Source organism: Streptomyces sp. NPDC001406 (assembly GCF_042895285.1).
Classification (GTDB): Bacteria; Actinomycetota; Actinomycetes; order Streptomycetales; family Streptomycetaceae; genus Streptomyces.
The window spans coordinates 61252-75354 of the sequence record NZ_JBIAWG010000007.1; the positions used below are offsets into that span (position 1 = coordinate 61252).

Here is a 14103-nt window from a genome sequence, read left to right on the forward strand (position 1 = left end):
GGTCCCCACAACCGCCCGGGCCGTCCCCCCACAGGAGGACATGAGTTGAAGCACCGACGCATACCCAGGCGCCGGATCGCCATGGCGGGTGCGGGAATCACCGCACTGGTCGCCGCGGGCGTCACCTTCCAGAGTGCGAACGCCAGTGAGCCGGCCAAGGCCGCCGCGCCGGAGACCCTGTCGGCCCCGGCGGCCGGAAAGCTCGCCTCCACACTCGTCGACGACCTCGGTTCGGACGCGGCGGGCACGTATTACGACACGAAGACGAAGAACCTGGTCGTCAACGTGCTCGACGAGGCCGCCGCGAAGACCGTCGAGGAGGCCGGGGCCAAGGCCAGAGTCGTCGCCAACTCCCTCGCCGAACTCGACGGCGCCCGTACGACGCTGAAGCAGGACGCGACCATTCCCGGCACCTCGTGGGCGACCGACCCGGTCACCAACAAGGTCGTCGTCAGGGCGGACAGGACCGTCTCGAAGACGGAGTGGACCAAGCTGGCCAAGGTGGTCGACGGGCTCGGCGGCATGGCCGAACTCCAGCGGTCGAAGGGGGAGTTCAAGCCCTTCATCGCGGGCGGTGACGCGATCACCGGCTCGGGCGGGCGCTGCTCGCTCGGCTTCAACGTGGTCAAGGACGGGCAGCCGTACTTCCTGACCGCCGGGCACTGCACCGCGTCCATCTCCACCTGGTCGGACTCGTCCGGCAAGGAGATCGGGAAGAACGAGAAGTCCAGCTTCCCGGGCGACGACTTCGGTCTGGTCAAGTACACCTCGAACACCGAGCACCCGAGCGAGGTCGACCTCTACAACGGCTCCACCCAGAAGATCACGGGCGCGGCCGAGGCCACGGTCGGCATGCAGGTCACGCGCAGCGGCTCGACGACCCAGGTGCACGAGGGCAAGGTCACCGGTCTGAACGCCACCGTGAACTACTCGGAGGGCACGGTCAGCGGTCTCATCCAGACCGACGTCTGCGCCGAGCCCGGCGACAGCGGCGGCTCCCTCTTCTCGGGCAGCAACGCGATCGGTCTGACCTCCGGCGGCAGCGGCGACTGCACCTCCGGCGGGGAGACCTTCTTCCAGCCGGTCACGGAGGCACTGTCCGCGACGGGCACCCAGATCGGCTGACCCACACCGCGAACTCCCAGGAGGTCCCGCCCCACACAGGAGGGGCGGGACTTTCGTGTGCGGTTCCCTGGGGGCCCTGGGGGTCGGTTGGGCAGCGCCCGCCGCGCTGCCGTATCCGCACGGGGCGGCGCCGAGGGTCGGCCCGAAGGGGCACAGGCGGCCGGCACCGGCCCACGGCCGGGGTGAAAGACCGACGTTCCGCCGAAGCCCTGGGGTGAGGCAGGGGGCGCACAAGGGGCGAACCGACCGCGCGGCGCGCCCGAGGTACAGGTCAGTGGGCCCACGGGATCGCGGGCCCAGTGGCCGTCGCGGGTGATCCGCCCGCCACTGATGTCCCGGCCCGGGATCCGCCCCGGGCCGTCGCCTCGGCAGCCGCCGTGCGTGGGACGAGCCGCGAACCGCGAGGCGGGCAGCTGTGGCGGCCAGGTGTAAAGGCGGGCCGGGCGCGGCGATGGCGATGGCCGATGAGGCGGGCCTTGGCGGAGTCGCACAGGGCGCGGGCGTGACCGTGGCAGCCGACCGTGGCAGCCGACCGTGGCACCGCCGCCCGTGGCGCCGCCGGGCAATGCGGCCACGGGGCCGGTCCGCGGGGAATTCCGCGACGGTCTTGGGGCCGCGCAAGCCACCCCGGCCCGTGCGTCGCGCAGCGCCCTCACCGACGGGACGGCGATCGCGGCTGGGCCGACCTCTGCCGTACGCCGATCGCGGCTGGGTCGACCTCCGCCGTCCGGTCACCCACGTCCCGCCGCCACCGAACGCACCCCGCCCGACCCCGTCCCCGACATCGGCCGTACGGCGTCCGGACCGCGCCGTGCCCAGCTCACCGGCCCCCCCGTCCCTGCCGTCCCCGCGCCCCCAGTCGGTCGGCGTTTGCGCAGGTGGGACGCGCTGGAGTGGATGTCGCACAGGTGTTCGGAATTGAGGGTATGGTGGGTAGGGGATTAGGGAACTGATGTTCGAGAGCCGGTAGGGGCTCACGAGTGCGGGAGGTGCGTGTGCCGGGCTTCACGCATCTGCACACCGTCTCCGGGTTCTCCCTGAGATACGGAGCCTCACACCCGGAGCGTCTCGCCGAGCGCGCCTCCGAGCGGGGCATGGACGCCCTCGCCCTCACCGACCGCGACACCCTCTCCGGCACGGTCCGCTTCGCCAAGGCCTGTGCGAAGGCCGGCGTCCGCCCGTTGTTCGGGGTGGAGCTGGCCGTGGAGGCGCCCGCGCGGGTGCGCGACGAGGACGCGTCCGTACGACGGGAAAGGCGCCGTACTCCCGTGCGCGGCGGTGCCTTCGTCGACGAGTCGACTCCCCGCGCGACCTTCCTCGCCCGGGACGGCGCCCGCGGCTGGGCCGACCTGTGCCGCCTGGTCACCGCCGCCCATGCCGCCGATGCCGAGGGCACCCCCCTCCTGCCCTGGTCCGGCAACCACGCCGACGGCCTGACCGTCCTGCTCGGCCCCGCCTCCGACGTCGGCCGTGCCCTCGCCGCCGGGCGCCCGGACCGCGCGGCCCGGCTGCTCGCCCCCTGGCGCGAGATCTACGGCGACGCCCTGCGTCTGGAGACCGTCTGGCACGGCCGCCAGGGCACCGGCCCCGGCTCCCTGCGCCTGGCCGCCCGCACCGTCGGCTTCGCCGCCGAACAGCGGATCCGGCCGGTGCTCAGCAACGCCGTCCGGTACGCCGACCCCGGCCAGGGCCCGGTCGCCGACGTCCTGGACGCCGCCCGCCGACTCGTCCCGATCGACCCGGCCAAGGAACTGGACTCCGGCGAGGCCTGGCTCAAGGACGCGGGCGCCATGCTCGGGGCGGCCGAACGGATCGTGGAGGCCGCGGGCTACCGGCGCGACACCGCCCACCGCCTGCTGGAGCAGACGCGGGCGACGGCCGCCGAGTGCCTGGTCGACCCCGAGGACGACCTGGGCATCGGCACCGTCCACTTCCCCGAGCCGCACCTCGTCGGCGCCGGCCGCCGCACCGCCCAGCGGGCGCTGGCCTCACGGGCGGCGGCGGGGATGGTGCTGCGCGGCCACGCCGGAGACCGTGCCTACTGGGAGCGGATGCACCGGGAGCTGGACATCATCGCCCACCACGGCTTCGCCTCCTACTTCCTCACCGTCGCCCAGGTGGTGGACGACGTACGGGAGATGGGCATCCGGGTCGCCGCGCGCGGCTCCGGCGCGGGCTCCCTCGTCAACCATCTCCTCGGCATCGCACACGCCGATCCGGTCGAGCACGGGCTGCTGATGGAGCGCTTCCTGTCGAAGGAGCGGGTCGTGCTGCCCGACATCGACATCGACGTGGAGTCGGCGCGCCGGCTGGAGGTCTACCGGGCGATCATCGGTCGGTTCGGCACCGAGCGGGTCGCGACCGTCTCCATGCCGGAGACGTACCGGGTCCGCCATGCGATCCGTGACGTGGGTGCGGCCCTGTCCATGGATCCGGCCGAGATCGACCGTATCGCCAAGTCCTTCCCGCACATCCGCGCCCGCGACGCCCGCGCGGCGCTGGAGGAGCTGCCCGAACTCAGGCAGCTGGCGGGGGAGGGGGAGCGGTACGGGCGGCTCTGGGAACTGGTCGAGTCCCTCGACGCCCTCCCGCGCGGCATCGCCATGCACCCGTGCGGGGTGCTGCTCTCCGACGCCTCCCTCCTCTCCCGTACGCCGGTCGTACCGACCAGCGGCGAGGGGTTCCCCATGTCGCAGTTCGACAAGGAGGACGTGGAGGACCTCGGGCTGCTCAAGCTCGATGTGCTCGGGGTGCGGATGCAGTCGGCGATGGCACACGCGGTCGCCGAGGTGGAGCGGGCGACCGGGGAGCGGATCGACCTGGACGCGGTGGCGCCGGGCGACCCGGCGACGTACGCGCTCATCCGGTCCACCGAGACGCTGGGCTGCTTCCAGATCGAGTCGCCCGGCCAGCGGGACCTGGTGGGGCGACTGCAGCCGGCCACCTTCCACGACCTGGTCGTCGACATCTCCCTCTTCCGGCCCGGTCCGGTCGCCGCCGACATGGTGCGGCCGTTCATCGAGGCGCGGCACGGGCGGGCGCCGGTCCGCTTCCCGCACCCGGACCTGGCGGAGCCGCTGCGGGACACCTATGGGGTCGTGGTCTTCCACGAGCAGATCATCGACATCGTCGACATCATGACCGGCTGCGGTCGCGGCGAGGCGGACCGGGTGCGGCGCGGGCTGTCCGACCCGGAGTCGCAGGGGCGGATCCGGTTCTGGTTCGCCCAGCACGCGGCGGCGCACGGATACGACGCGGAAACGATTCAGCGGACCTGGGAGATCATCGAGGCCTTCGGCTCGTACGGCTTCTGCAAGGCGCACGCGGTCGCCTTCGCCGTACCGACGTACCAGTCGGCCTGGCTGAAGGCGCATCACCCGGCCGCCTTCTACGCGGGACTGCTCACGCACGACCCCGGGATGTACCCGAAGCGGCTGCTGCTGGCGGACGCGCGCCGGCGCGGGGTGCCGATCCTGCCGCTGGACGTGAACCGGTCCGCGGTCGCCCACCGTATCGAACTGGTGTCTGAATCGGCTGAATCGCCTGCCGTGTGGGGCCTCCGGCTCGCCCTCTCCGATGTGTACGGCATCAGTGAGGCCGAAGCGGCGCGGATCGCGGACGGACAGCCGTACGCCTCCCTGCTGGACTTCTGGCAGCGGGCACGACCGAGCAGGCCACTGGCCGGGCGGCTCGCCCAGGTCGGCGCGCTGGACGCCTTCGGCGCCAACCGCCGTGATCTGCAACTTCACCTGACCGAGCTGCACCGGGGTGCCCGGGGTGCCGGCGGCGGCCAGCTCCCGCTGGCGGGCGGACGGAAGACTGCCCCGGCCGGACTGCCCGACCTCACCTCGGCGGAGAAGCTCAGCGCCGAACTCGGCGTGCTGTCCATGGACGCCTCGCGCAATCTGATGGACGACCACCGGGAGTTCCTGAAGGAGCTGGGCGTGGTGTCGGCACGCCGGCTGCGCGAGGCCGGACACGGCGAGACGGTGCTGGTCGCGGGCGCCAAAGCGGCCACCCAGACCCCGCCGATCCGGTCCGGCAAGCGGGTCATCTTCACCACGCTGGACGACGGCACCGGACTGGTCGACCTCGCCTTCTTCGACGACTCCCACGACGCCTGCGCGCACACCGTCTTCCACTCCTGGCTGCTGCTGGTGCGCGGGGTGGTGCAGCGGCGCGGCCCGCGCAGCGTCAGCGTGGTGGGCGCCGCCGCCTGGAACCTCGCCGAACTCGTCGAACTGCGCGCCGAGGGCGGGCTCGACGAGGTGGCGGCCCGCCTCGCGGAGCCGGTGCCGGACGGGGCGGGCGGCGATCCGACGCACGGCCGCCGCATCCAGCTGCCCACCGGATACGAGCTGCACCCATGGGCCGATCTCCGCCCCGCGGGTCAAGAGCCCTCACATATACGGAAGTTGTGGCACCAGAGTCCGGGGAGTGCGGGATGACCATCCTCTGCGTACGTTTCCAGCTGCCTCCGATGTACGAGGCGGCCCTGCCGGGGCTGCTCGGGTTGTTGGAGGAGTTCACCCCGGTCGTGGAGGCGCTGCCACCGGACGGGGCGCTGGCCGATCTGCGCGGCGCCGAGCGCTACTTCGGCCGCAGCGCCGTCGAGCTGGCGGCGGTGATCCGCGTCCGTGCGCTCGCGCTGTACGGCGTCGACTGCACGATCGGCGCCGGGCCGGGTCCGATGACGGCCCGCATGGCGCTGCGCGACGCGCGGCCCGGGGTGACCCGCGCGGTCCCCGAGGGCCCCGACGCCATGGCGGAGTTCCTCGCGGACCGCCCCGTGGCCGCGCTGCCCGGCGTCGGCACGGCCACCGCCCGCACCCTGTGCGAGTACGGCCTCGACACCCTGGGCCGGGTCGCCGCCGCGCCGCTGTCCACGCTCCAGCGCCTGGTCGGCGCGAAGGCGGGCCGTGAGCTGCACGAGAAGGCGAACGGCATCGACCGCGGCCGGGTCGTGCCGAACGCCGTCTCCCTCCCCCAAGCTCTCGGCTGCGCTCGAGCAGGGGGGACCCCCATCCTCGCCGCCGAACGCCCCTTCCCCCTCGACGAGCTGGACCCCGACCGGCACCGCCGTGCCCTGCTCTCGGCCGCCGAGGAACTGGGCGCCAGGCTGCGCGCCCTGGAGAAGGTCTGCCGCACCCTGACCCTCACCGTGCGCTATGCCGACCGGTCCTCGACGACCCGCAGCCGCACCCTCGGGGAGCCGACCGCGCACTCCGCCGCGCTGACGAAAACCGCGTACGGCATGTACGAGGCGCTCGGCCTCCAGCGCGCCCGGGTTCGTGCGCTCGTCCTGCGCGCGGAGGGCCTCACCCCCGCCGCACAGGCCTCCCACCAGCTCACCTTCGATCCCGTGGACGAGAGGGTCCGCCGTATCGAGGAGGTCGCGGACCGCGTGCGAGCGAAGTTCGGACCACGGGCGGTGATGCCGGGGACGCTGGCGGCGTGACCCCTTCGGCCGGGCGTCAGTTGGCCCACGGCGGCGTGATGAGGGTGCCGTCGGCCAGCTCCGCCTCCAGGCCGATGGAGGTGGTGACCCAGGAGATCGCGGTGTGATCGGTCGGGTTCTCGACGGCGAGGGCCACGCCCGGGTTGACGATCACCGTGTCGCCGGCGCCGATCCGCTCGCTGTGGCCGTCGAGCGTGATCAGAAGGTCGCCGACCAGCAGATGGAATATCTCCTCACGGGTGACGGTGTGGGCGGGGGCCTTGGTCCCCGCCGGGATCTCGCCCCGCCAGGCGCACAGCTCCTTGCTGCCGGTGAGGGGAGTGGCGTACGAGATGAAGCGGGCGCCGTGGATCTCGTGGGTCACGGCATCGGACGAGCGGACGACGGGCAAGACGACCTCCGGTGTTTGGTCAAGCTTCTTGACTACATGGTCAAGCTGCTTGACCAATTCGTCAAGGGTGTTTCAATGCCTCCGTGCAGAACTCCGAAGCCATAGGCCTGTCCGCCGCCCTGCTCGCCGTCGCCGGTGAGCTCACGCAACGCATTCACGACGGGGTCGTCGCCCGTGGCTTCGAGGGGCTGCGGCCCGCCCATGGCTTCGCCTTCGCGCGGCTCGCCCCGGACGGGGCCACGGTGACCGACCTCGCCGCGCATCTCGGGGTGACCAAGCAGGCGGCCAGTCAGCTCGTCGACGAGATCGTGCGCAAGGGGTACGCCGAGCGGCGCCCGCATCCCGCGGACGCGCGCGCCCGGCTGATCGTGCTCACCGAGCGTGGCTGGGCCTGCACCCGGGCGGCGGAGGAGGCGGCCGCCGAGGCCGTGGGGGCGTGGGTCGAACTCCTGGGCGAAGGTGAAGTGCGCGTGTTGCGGGACCGGTTGGTGCGTATCGCGCCCTACGGTCCTGTCAGGCCTGCTTGGTGACGGTTCATCGGCGATCCGGCGCGTCGCTGGTTACCACTGGAAGTTTTTACTGACGCGTAACTTCACACTTGCACTACTCGCCCGTAACTTGACGAGTGAACAGCATCCTTCGTGATCCGGATCACAGGGCGTCATGCCGTCGCAACTCCCTTGAGCCGCAAGGAGATCACCCGATGCTGCCCTGGAAGAGAGTCGCCAGACCCCTCGTCGCACTGCTCCTGGCCGCCACGGTCGCCGCCGTCCCCGCCGCCACCGCCCACGCCTCCACCGCCCCGACCAGCGGTTGGAACGACTACTCCTGCAAGCCGTCCGCGAGCCACCCCCGCCCCGTCGTGCTGGTCCACGGCACCCTGGGCAACTCCATCGACAACTGGCTGTCCCTCGCACCGTACCTGAAGGACCGCGGGTACTGCGTCTTCTCCCTCGACTACGGACAACTGTCCGGTGTCCCGCTCTTCTACGGCCTCGGCCCCATCGACGAGTCGGCACAGCAACTGTCCGACTACGTCGACAAGGTGCTCTCCGCCACCGGAGCCGCCAAGGCCGACCTCGTCGGCCACTCGCAGGGCGGCATGATGCCCCGCTACTACCTGAAGTTCCTCGGCGGAGCCGCCAAGGTGAACGCCCTCGTCGGCCTCGCCCCCGACAACCACGGGACGAACCTGAACGGCCTCACCAACCTGCTGCCGTACTTCCCGGGCGCCGAAGACCTGATCAAGGCCACCACCCCCGGCCTCGCCGACCAGATCGCCGGCTCCGACTTCCTCACCAGGCTCAACGCGGGCGGCGACACCGTCCCCGGAGTGCACTACACGGTCATCGCCACCAAGTACGACGAGGTGGCCACGCCCTGGCGCAGCCAGTACCTGAGCGGCTCGGACGTCAACAACGTCCTGCTCCAGGACCTGTGCCCGCTCGACCTCTCCGAACACGTGGCGATCGGGCTCTTCGACCGCATCGCCTTCCACGAAGTGGCCAACGCGCTCGACCCGGCGCACGCCACCGCCACCACCTGCGCGTCGGTGTTCAGCTGACGTTCGCCGGGGCTTGTCCGGCCTGAGCCGCCGGTCAGGCCCCGGAGCCTTGTTCAGCGGCCGCCACGGCCACCGCTGATCGCACGCCGCCGGATCGAGGCGAACGCGGCGGCGGACCCGAGCGCCAGGGCGGCCGCACCCCCCATCGCCAGGTACGGCGTGCTGCCGTCGGCGCCGGTCTCGGCGAGTTCCTTGGAAGTACCCGCCGCCTCTGGCGCGTTGGCCGGGCCGGCCTCGGCGCGTGCCGTGGGCTCCGCCGACGTACCGGCGTCGTCGTCCCCGTGACCGTGGTGCTCGATCGTCGACTTGTCGGCACCGGCCGTGATCTGCTCCTCCGAGGGCGCGGAGGCGGTCGGCGCCGGGGTGGCGTTGCCGGCCGTACCGCCACCGTTGCTCCCACCGCCCTTCCCGCCGTCCGTTCCGCCGCCGAAGGCCACGTCCGAGCAGGAGTAGAACGCCTCCGGGCTGTCCGAACGCTGCCAGACCGCGTACAGAAGCTGTCGGCCGGAGCGCTCGGGGAGGGTGCCCGAGAACGTGTAGAAGCCGCCCGAGGCGACCGGGTTCGTCGCCGTCGCCACTGGGTGCGTCAGATCCAGGTCGCCCCAGCCGAGCGGCTTCGACGGGTCGTAACCGGGCTTGGTGACATAGACCTTGAAGGTGCCCCTGTGCGGGGCGGTCACGCGGTACTTGAAGGTGTACGACCCCCTGCGCACGCTCGTCGCCGGCCAGTCGGCGCGGGCCAGGTCGAGCCCCTTGAACTCGTCGTTGTTCGCGCTGCACAGCTTGCCGTCCGGGATCAGCTGCTGGTGCCGCCCGTTCGCGTCACCGATCCGGATGCCGTTCCAGTCGTAGAGCGCCTGGGTGCCGCCGGCCGCGACCGCCGCCCTGCAGGCCGCGGACTTCGGGCTCTCCGGACCCTCCGCGTAGCACTGCGACACCCGGCTCACCGGGTCGCCCATCGAACCGTGCGCCGAGGCGGGCGCGGCGGCGAGGGCGGTCAGCGCGAGCGGGGCCAGACCGAGGGCGGCGACAGCGGCGGCCTTGCGGCGTGCGGGCATGGGGAACTCCTCGGACGGTCCTCGGTGCGGGGCGGATCCAGGTGGGGGATCCCGTGGGGGGCGATCCGAAACTAGCCGCAAGGAACCGCGGAATCGCCTGCTGGAAGCGGGTGATGGAGATCCTTATGGTGCCGTTAAGGGAGTGCTCAGGCTGCGCTGAGATAGGTAGCGTGCGCGGCATGGAGAACGACGAGATCCGGCCGGCCACGGCCGCCGATGTGGCCGCCGTGAAGTCCGTGACCGACGCGGCGTACCACCACTACATCGAGCGCATCGGGGTGGTTCCCGGGCCCATGCGGGCGGACCACGCGGCGGACGTCGCCGCGGGGCGGGTGTACGTGACGGGCGAGCCCGTGATCGGCCTCGTCGTGGTCGAGGCGCACGAGGACCATCTGTTCCTCGACAGCATCGCCGTCCACCCCGATGCGCATGGCAGGGGAGTGGGACGGCGGCTGCTGGAGTTCGTGGACGCACGCGCGCGTGCGCTGGGTCTGCCCGAGGTCAGGCTCTATACGAACGCGATGATGTGGGAGAACCAGAAGATCTATCCGAGGTTCGGATACGAGGTGGTGGAGCGCCGCGTCGACGGTCCGTACGACCGCTTCCACTACCGCAAGCGACTGGAGTGAGGCGCCTTGGGCGTCAGCCGTCGGGCCACCAGGTGCGTGCGATGTCCTTCCGCACCTCGGGGCGTCCCGCGGGGCGCTCGTCGACCTCGTCGCGGTGCCGGCGGCTGTTGTCGGTCCTCTTCAGGGGCTTCTGCACGGTGGTGCGGCGCATGGCTGCCTCCTTCAGTGCCTACCGAGGCCCGCGGTCTCACGGAGGTAGACGCTTTCGGCGAGAGTTCCTCATCGGTCCCGGTCTGTCAGTGGCCGCTGTCACGATTCGACTGTCAGTGGCGGGTGTCACTCTGGGGCCATGACGAACGAGAGTGACCGAACGGCTGCGGTGGGTGCGGACGCGATCGACTGGGACGCCGAGGCGGCCGCCTTCGACGACGAGCCGGACCACGGCCTGCGCGACCCCGAGGTGCGCGCGGCCTGGGCGGAAAGGCTCAGCGCCTGGCTCCCCGGCCGCCCCGCCGACGTCCTCGACCTCGGCTGCGGCACGGGCAGCCTGTCGCTCCTCGCCGCCGAGCGGGGACACCGCGTGACCGGCGTCGACCTGTCCGCGCCCATGGTGGAGCGGGCCCGCGCCAAGCTCGCCGGGCGTGACGCGGTGTTCCTGGTCGGTGACGCGGCGGCACCTCCGGTGGGGGAGCAGCGTTACGACGTCGTGCTGGTACGGCATGTGCTGTGGACGCTGCCCGACCCCGCCCGTGCTCTGCGGCACTGGCGGGGGCTGCTGCGGCCTGGGGGTACCTCCCGCGCTTTCGGCAGTGAGGGAGGGCGGCTCGTGCTGGTCGAGGGCGTGTGGGGGACGGTCACCCCGGTCGGCATACCCGCCGACCGGCTCGTCGGCCTCCTGGAACCGCTCGCCGGGCATGTGCGCGTGGAGCGGCTGTCGGAGGACGCACGGCTGTGGGGAAGGCGGGTGGACGACGAGCGGTACGCCGTGGTGGTGACGACATGAGCCGCCCTGCCCGGTGCCGGATCGGGCCGTCGGCGCCGCGTCAGACTTCAGGGCCGCGTCAGGGCCTCGAAGCCGCCCTCACGTGCCAGTGACTCCAGTTCGTCGAGGGCGGCCAGGGCGGCAGCGGCGGCCCGCGGGTCCGTCTGTGCCAGACCGCTCTCGGCGAACTCGTCCTCGTCCAGGCGTCGTACGTCCGTGCCGTCGGCGGAGCGCCATAGGTCCAGGTCGAGGTCCTCGACGACCAGGTCCGTGCCGGAGAGCGTCGCGGGCCGGGTGATGTCGCAGTACCAGCCCTTGATCGTGCCGTCACCGGCGCGGACCTCCTTCACGGAGTACCAGCGGTCGCGCCAGTAGTGCTCGGTGAACACATCACCCGGCTCGAAGCGCACAAAGCCGAAGTCGCGCACGCCCTCGCCCGCCCAGGGGGCCCGCACGGACACGCGCACGCCGTCGTCGCGGAGCAGCTCCGCCGGGTAACGGATCTTCGTACGGCCGCCCTTGACGAGCACGACCTCCACGACGGTCGCCCGCTCAGCCGAGTTCGCGGACATGGTGCACCTCCGTCGCACAGACCTCGTACCCGAACCACTTGTTGATCGCGAGCATCGGACCGTTGCCGGTGTCGTTGCCCGTGAACGCCTCCGTGTACCCGGCGGCGCGGGCGCGGTGCAGGGAGTCGTTCTTGGCGAGCTTGGCCAGGCCCCGGCCGCGGAAGGCGCGGGCCGTGCCGGTCATGACGGTTCCGTACCGGGTGCCGCCGTCCGTGCGGGCCGCGCTGAACGCGACGGGTCGGCCCTCGACGACGGCGACCGACGTCAGCTCGGGGCTGAACAGCGGGTGGCTCCACGTCTCCTGGAGCCAGGCCTCGTAGTCCGTGAACTCGTGGTCGATGTCGCTCGGTTCGTCGGCCAGCGTCTCCGCGTCCAGGGCGAACAGCGGGCGCGGGTCGTCCGCGAAGTCGGCGCCCGTACGCAGCTCGACGCCCGGCGGGAGGTCCTGGCGCGGCGGCAGGGCGCCGTGTGCCAGGTCGAGGCGCAGGAAGTGCGCGGAACGGCTCGCGCGATAGCCGCGCCGCTCGGCGAAGGAGCGGTTGCCGGGCTCGTCCAGGACCCAGGCGAAGAGTTTCGTCGCCCCGTGCGCGGCCAGGTGCTCCTCGGCCGCCCGCACCAGGAGCGCCCCGGCGCCGCGGCGCGTCCGCTCCGGGTTCGTGTACACGTTCAGATAGCCCTGGCCGGGGTGGGGGCTGTCGTAGGCGATCCCGACCTGGGCCGTGCCGATGATCTCGCCGTCCTCCTCCGCGACGAGGGGGCGGAAGTGGGCCTCGGGGTGGGCGTGGGTGATGTCGTAGGCGATGGAGCCGGGAGTGACGAGGAAGAAGGGGAGGGCGAGGTGCCGGACGTGGGCGAAGCCCTCTGCATCGGCCTGGACTTCGGGACGCAGGTCCCGCACGATCACTGTCATGGGGCCGCACGGTATGCGGGAGCCGTGTCGGGATGCCTCTCATTTTCCGGTGGGTGCGGGACAATCGGCCCCGTGACCTTGAAGATCCACATCGACGACAGCGCGCCGCCGTACGAGCAGGTGCGGGCGCGGATTTCCGAGCAGGCGCGGTCGGGTGCGCTGCCGGTGGGATATCGGCTGCCGACCGTACGGGGGCTGGCCGAGTCGCTGGGGCTCGCGGTGAACACGGTGGCCAAGGCGTACCGGGCGCTGGAGTCGGACGGGGTGATCGAGACCCGGGGACGCAACGGCACGTTCGTGGCTGCCGCCGGCTCGGCCGCGGTGCGTGAGGCGGCGTCGGCTGCTCAGGCTTACGTCGAGCGTGTTCGGCGGCTCGGGTTGGACGAGGAGGCGGCTCTGGCCGCCGTGCGGGATGCCCTGCGGGCGGCTTTCGGGGAGGGGTGAGGCGGGTTCGGCACCGCCGGGATGCGTCCTTGTGGCTGAGTGCCATTGTGGCGGAGATCGAGCAGCGGCCACTTTCCGCCACTTCCGGCCCGCCGCCGCAGGCTTCACAGCCGCCTCGAGCACTTCCGCTCCAGTCCGGCGGCCTCGCCCGGCCGCAGCCACCGCGGCGACCTGGTCCGTCAGCGAGGCTTCCCCGAGCGGCCTCGCCCACGCCGACGTCGGCGCAGCGGTCGACGTTCAGCGGTGTGCGCCGAGTTCCGGTGTGCGGGTTGCCGTCAGGTCCGCGCCTGTCGCCAGTCTGCCGAAGGTCCGCGCGTCCTCCACCGCCGCGCCGCCGGGGTCGTTGTTGAAGTACGTGTAGACGTCGTGGTCGTCGGACCAGGTCGTCGCGATGCGGTCGACCCAGGTTTCCAGGGAGCGGCGGCCGTAGCGCGGCCACGGCCGGGCGCGGCCCTCGTGGAAGCGGACGTAGCCCCAGTCCGTGGTGCGCCACAGCGGGGTCACCGGGTGGGCCTGCACATCGGCCCAGCACAGCGCGGCGCCCCGGGACTCCAGGACCTCGCGGATGTCGGCCGTCCACCACGAATCGTGGCGGGGCTCGACCGCGACCCGTGTGCCGGACGGGAAGCAGGCGAGGCAGGCGTCCAGCAGAGCGGGGTCGACGCGCAGGGTCGGCGGCAGCTGGAGGAGGACCGGGCCGAGGCGGGCGCCCAGGCCGGCCGCATGCGACATCAGACGCTCCACCGGTTCCGCCGGGTCCTTCAGCCGCTTGATGTGCGTGAGGTACCGGCTCGCCTTCACCGCCACCACGAAGTCGTCCGGCAGCCGGTCCCGCCAGGCCTCGAAGTTCTCCCGCGTCGGCAGCCGGTAGAACGCGTTGTTGATCTCCACCGTGGCGAAGTGCTCCGCGTACTCCTCCAGCCACAGCCGCACCGGCACCTCGGCGGGATACAGGACACCCCGCCAGTCCTTGTACTGCCACCCGGATGTGCCGACATACAGGGTCATACGTCCATCAAAGCACCGGCCG

General features: G+C 72.1%; 14 protein-coding genes. 8 read left to right on the forward strand and 6 right to left on the reverse strand.

Features of this window, described 5'->3' with window-relative positions:
- Positions 1–45 precede the first annotated feature (45 nt).
- The 3 genes from ACFY1J_RS18095 (at position 46) to ACFY1J_RS18105 (ending at position 6583) form a co-directional block, all read left to right on the forward strand.
- Positions 46–1125, forward strand: coding sequence for a S1 family peptidase (locus tag ACFY1J_RS18095; RefSeq protein WP_390731516.1), 1080 nt, complete (start codon positions 46–48; stop codon positions 1123–1125).
- A 995-nt stretch (positions 1126–2120) separates the two neighbouring features.
- Complete coding sequence (locus ACFY1J_RS18100; RefSeq protein WP_390731517.1) at positions 2121–5573, forward strand: DNA polymerase III subunit alpha; 3453 nt, start codon at positions 2121–2123, stop codon at positions 5571–5573.
- Complete coding sequence (locus ACFY1J_RS18105; RefSeq protein WP_390712214.1) at positions 5570–6583, forward strand: hypothetical protein; 1014 nt, start codon at positions 5570–5572, stop codon at positions 6581–6583. The genes ACFY1J_RS18100 and ACFY1J_RS18105 overlap by 4 nt, the downstream gene beginning before the upstream one ends.
- A 16-nt stretch (positions 6584–6599) precedes the next feature.
- Here the strand turns inward: ACFY1J_RS18105 and ACFY1J_RS18110 are convergent, their stop codons facing one another.
- Complete coding sequence (locus tag ACFY1J_RS18110; RefSeq protein WP_390731518.1) at positions 6600–6974, reverse strand: cupin domain-containing protein; 375 nt, start codon at positions 6972–6974, stop codon at positions 6600–6602.
- Positions 6975–7057: 83 nt separating this feature from the next.
- Here ACFY1J_RS18110 and ACFY1J_RS18115 point away from each other — a divergent pair, with 83 nt between their 5' ends.
- Both ACFY1J_RS18115 and ACFY1J_RS18120 read left to right on the forward strand, forming a co-directional pair.
- A complete protein-coding gene (locus ACFY1J_RS18115; RefSeq protein WP_390712216.1) occupies positions 7058–7504 on the forward strand; it encodes a MarR family winged helix-turn-helix transcriptional regulator in 447 nt (148 codons plus the stop codon).
- Between the two features lie 173 nt (positions 7505–7677).
- Positions 7678–8538, forward strand: a complete 861-nt coding sequence (locus tag ACFY1J_RS18120; RefSeq protein ID WP_390712217.1) for an esterase/lipase family protein — start codon at positions 7678–7680, stop codon at positions 8536–8538.
- Between the two features lie 53 nt (positions 8539–8591).
- Here ACFY1J_RS18120 and ACFY1J_RS18125 read toward each other — a convergent pair whose 3' ends face one another.
- Positions 8592–9596: a lytic polysaccharide monooxygenase gene (locus tag ACFY1J_RS18125; RefSeq protein WP_390731519.1), complete on the reverse strand. Its 1005-nt coding sequence runs from the start codon at positions 9594–9596 to the stop codon at positions 8592–8594.
- Positions 9597–9775: 179 nt separating this feature from the next.
- Between ACFY1J_RS18125 and ACFY1J_RS18130 the strand changes: the two genes are divergently transcribed.
- Entirely contained in the window at positions 9776–10225 is a 450-nt protein-coding gene (locus ACFY1J_RS18130) for a GNAT family N-acetyltransferase (protein WP_390712219.1), read from the forward strand.
- A 13-nt stretch (positions 10226–10238) separates the two neighbouring features.
- On the opposite strand, the gene ACFY1J_RS18135 is transcribed toward ACFY1J_RS18130, so the two are convergent.
- Positions 10239–10376, reverse strand: a complete 138-nt coding sequence (locus tag ACFY1J_RS18135) for a hypothetical protein (RefSeq protein ID WP_363296593.1) — start codon at positions 10374–10376, stop codon at positions 10239–10241.
- 138 nt (positions 10377–10514) lie between these two features.
- Between ACFY1J_RS18135 and ACFY1J_RS18140 the strand changes: the two genes are divergently transcribed.
- Complete coding sequence (locus ACFY1J_RS18140; protein WP_390712220.1) at positions 10515–11168, forward strand: class I SAM-dependent methyltransferase; 654 nt, start codon at positions 10515–10517, stop codon at positions 11166–11168.
- 47 nt (positions 11169–11215) lie between these two features.
- On the opposite strand, the gene ACFY1J_RS18145 is transcribed toward ACFY1J_RS18140, so the two are convergent.
- Both ACFY1J_RS18145 and ACFY1J_RS18150 read right to left on the reverse strand, forming a co-directional pair.
- On the reverse strand, positions 11216–11719 hold the full coding sequence (locus tag ACFY1J_RS18145) for a DUF402 domain-containing protein (protein ID WP_390712221.1): 504 nt from the start codon (positions 11717–11719) through the stop codon (positions 11216–11218).
- Entirely contained in the window at positions 11700–12629 is a 930-nt protein-coding gene (locus tag ACFY1J_RS18150; protein ID WP_390712222.1) for a GNAT family N-acetyltransferase, read from the reverse strand. The genes ACFY1J_RS18145 and ACFY1J_RS18150 overlap by 20 nt, the downstream gene beginning before the upstream one ends.
- A gap of 72 nt (positions 12630–12701) precedes the next feature.
- Here ACFY1J_RS18150 and ACFY1J_RS18155 point away from each other — a divergent pair, with 72 nt between their 5' ends.
- The gene (locus ACFY1J_RS18155; RefSeq protein WP_390712223.1) at positions 12702–13073 is read left to right on the forward strand and encodes a GntR family transcriptional regulator; all 372 of its coding nucleotides are present in this window, start codon (positions 12702–12704) and stop codon (positions 13071–13073) included.
- 237 nt (positions 13074–13310) lie between these two features.
- On the opposite strand, the gene ACFY1J_RS18160 is transcribed toward ACFY1J_RS18155, so the two are convergent.
- Positions 13311–14081, reverse strand: coding sequence for a DUF72 domain-containing protein (locus ACFY1J_RS18160; protein WP_390731520.1), 771 nt, complete (start codon positions 14079–14081; stop codon positions 13311–13313).
- Positions 14082–14103 lie beyond the last annotated feature (22 nt).

Excerpts from the sequence above, each read along its gene's own strand:
- ACFY1J_RS18105 (WP_390712214.1), top strand. The coding sequence starts at position 5,570 with ATGACCATCCTCTGCGTACGTTTCCAGCTGCCTCCGATGTACGAGGCG.
- ACFY1J_RS18120 (WP_390712217.1), top strand. The coding sequence starts at position 7,678 with ATGCTGCCCTGGAAGAGAGTCGCCAGACCCCTCGTCGCACTGCTCCTG.
- ACFY1J_RS18125 (WP_390731519.1), bottom strand. The coding sequence starts at position 9,596 with ATGCCCGCACGCCGCAAGGCCGCCGCTGTCGCCGCCCTCGGTCTGGCC.
- ACFY1J_RS18130 (WP_390712219.1), top strand. The coding sequence starts at position 9,776 with ATGGAGAACGACGAGATCCGGCCGGCCACGGCCGCCGATGTGGCCGCC.
- ACFY1J_RS18135 (WP_363296593.1), bottom strand. The coding sequence starts at position 10,376 with ATGCGCCGCACCACCGTGCAGAAGCCCCTGAAGAGGACCGACAACAGC.
- ACFY1J_RS18140 (WP_390712220.1), top strand. The coding sequence starts at position 10,515 with ATGACGAACGAGAGTGACCGAACGGCTGCGGTGGGTGCGGACGCGATC.
- ACFY1J_RS18145 (WP_390712221.1), bottom strand. The coding sequence starts at position 11,719 with ATGTCCGCGAACTCGGCTGAGCGGGCGACCGTCGTGGAGGTCGTGCTC.
- ACFY1J_RS18150 (WP_390712222.1), bottom strand. The coding sequence starts at position 12,629 with ATGACAGTGATCGTGCGGGACCTGCGTCCCGAAGTCCAGGCCGATGCA.
- ACFY1J_RS18160 (WP_390731520.1), bottom strand. The coding sequence starts at position 14,081 with ATGACCCTGTATGTCGGCACATCCGGGTGGCAGTACAAGGACTGGCGG.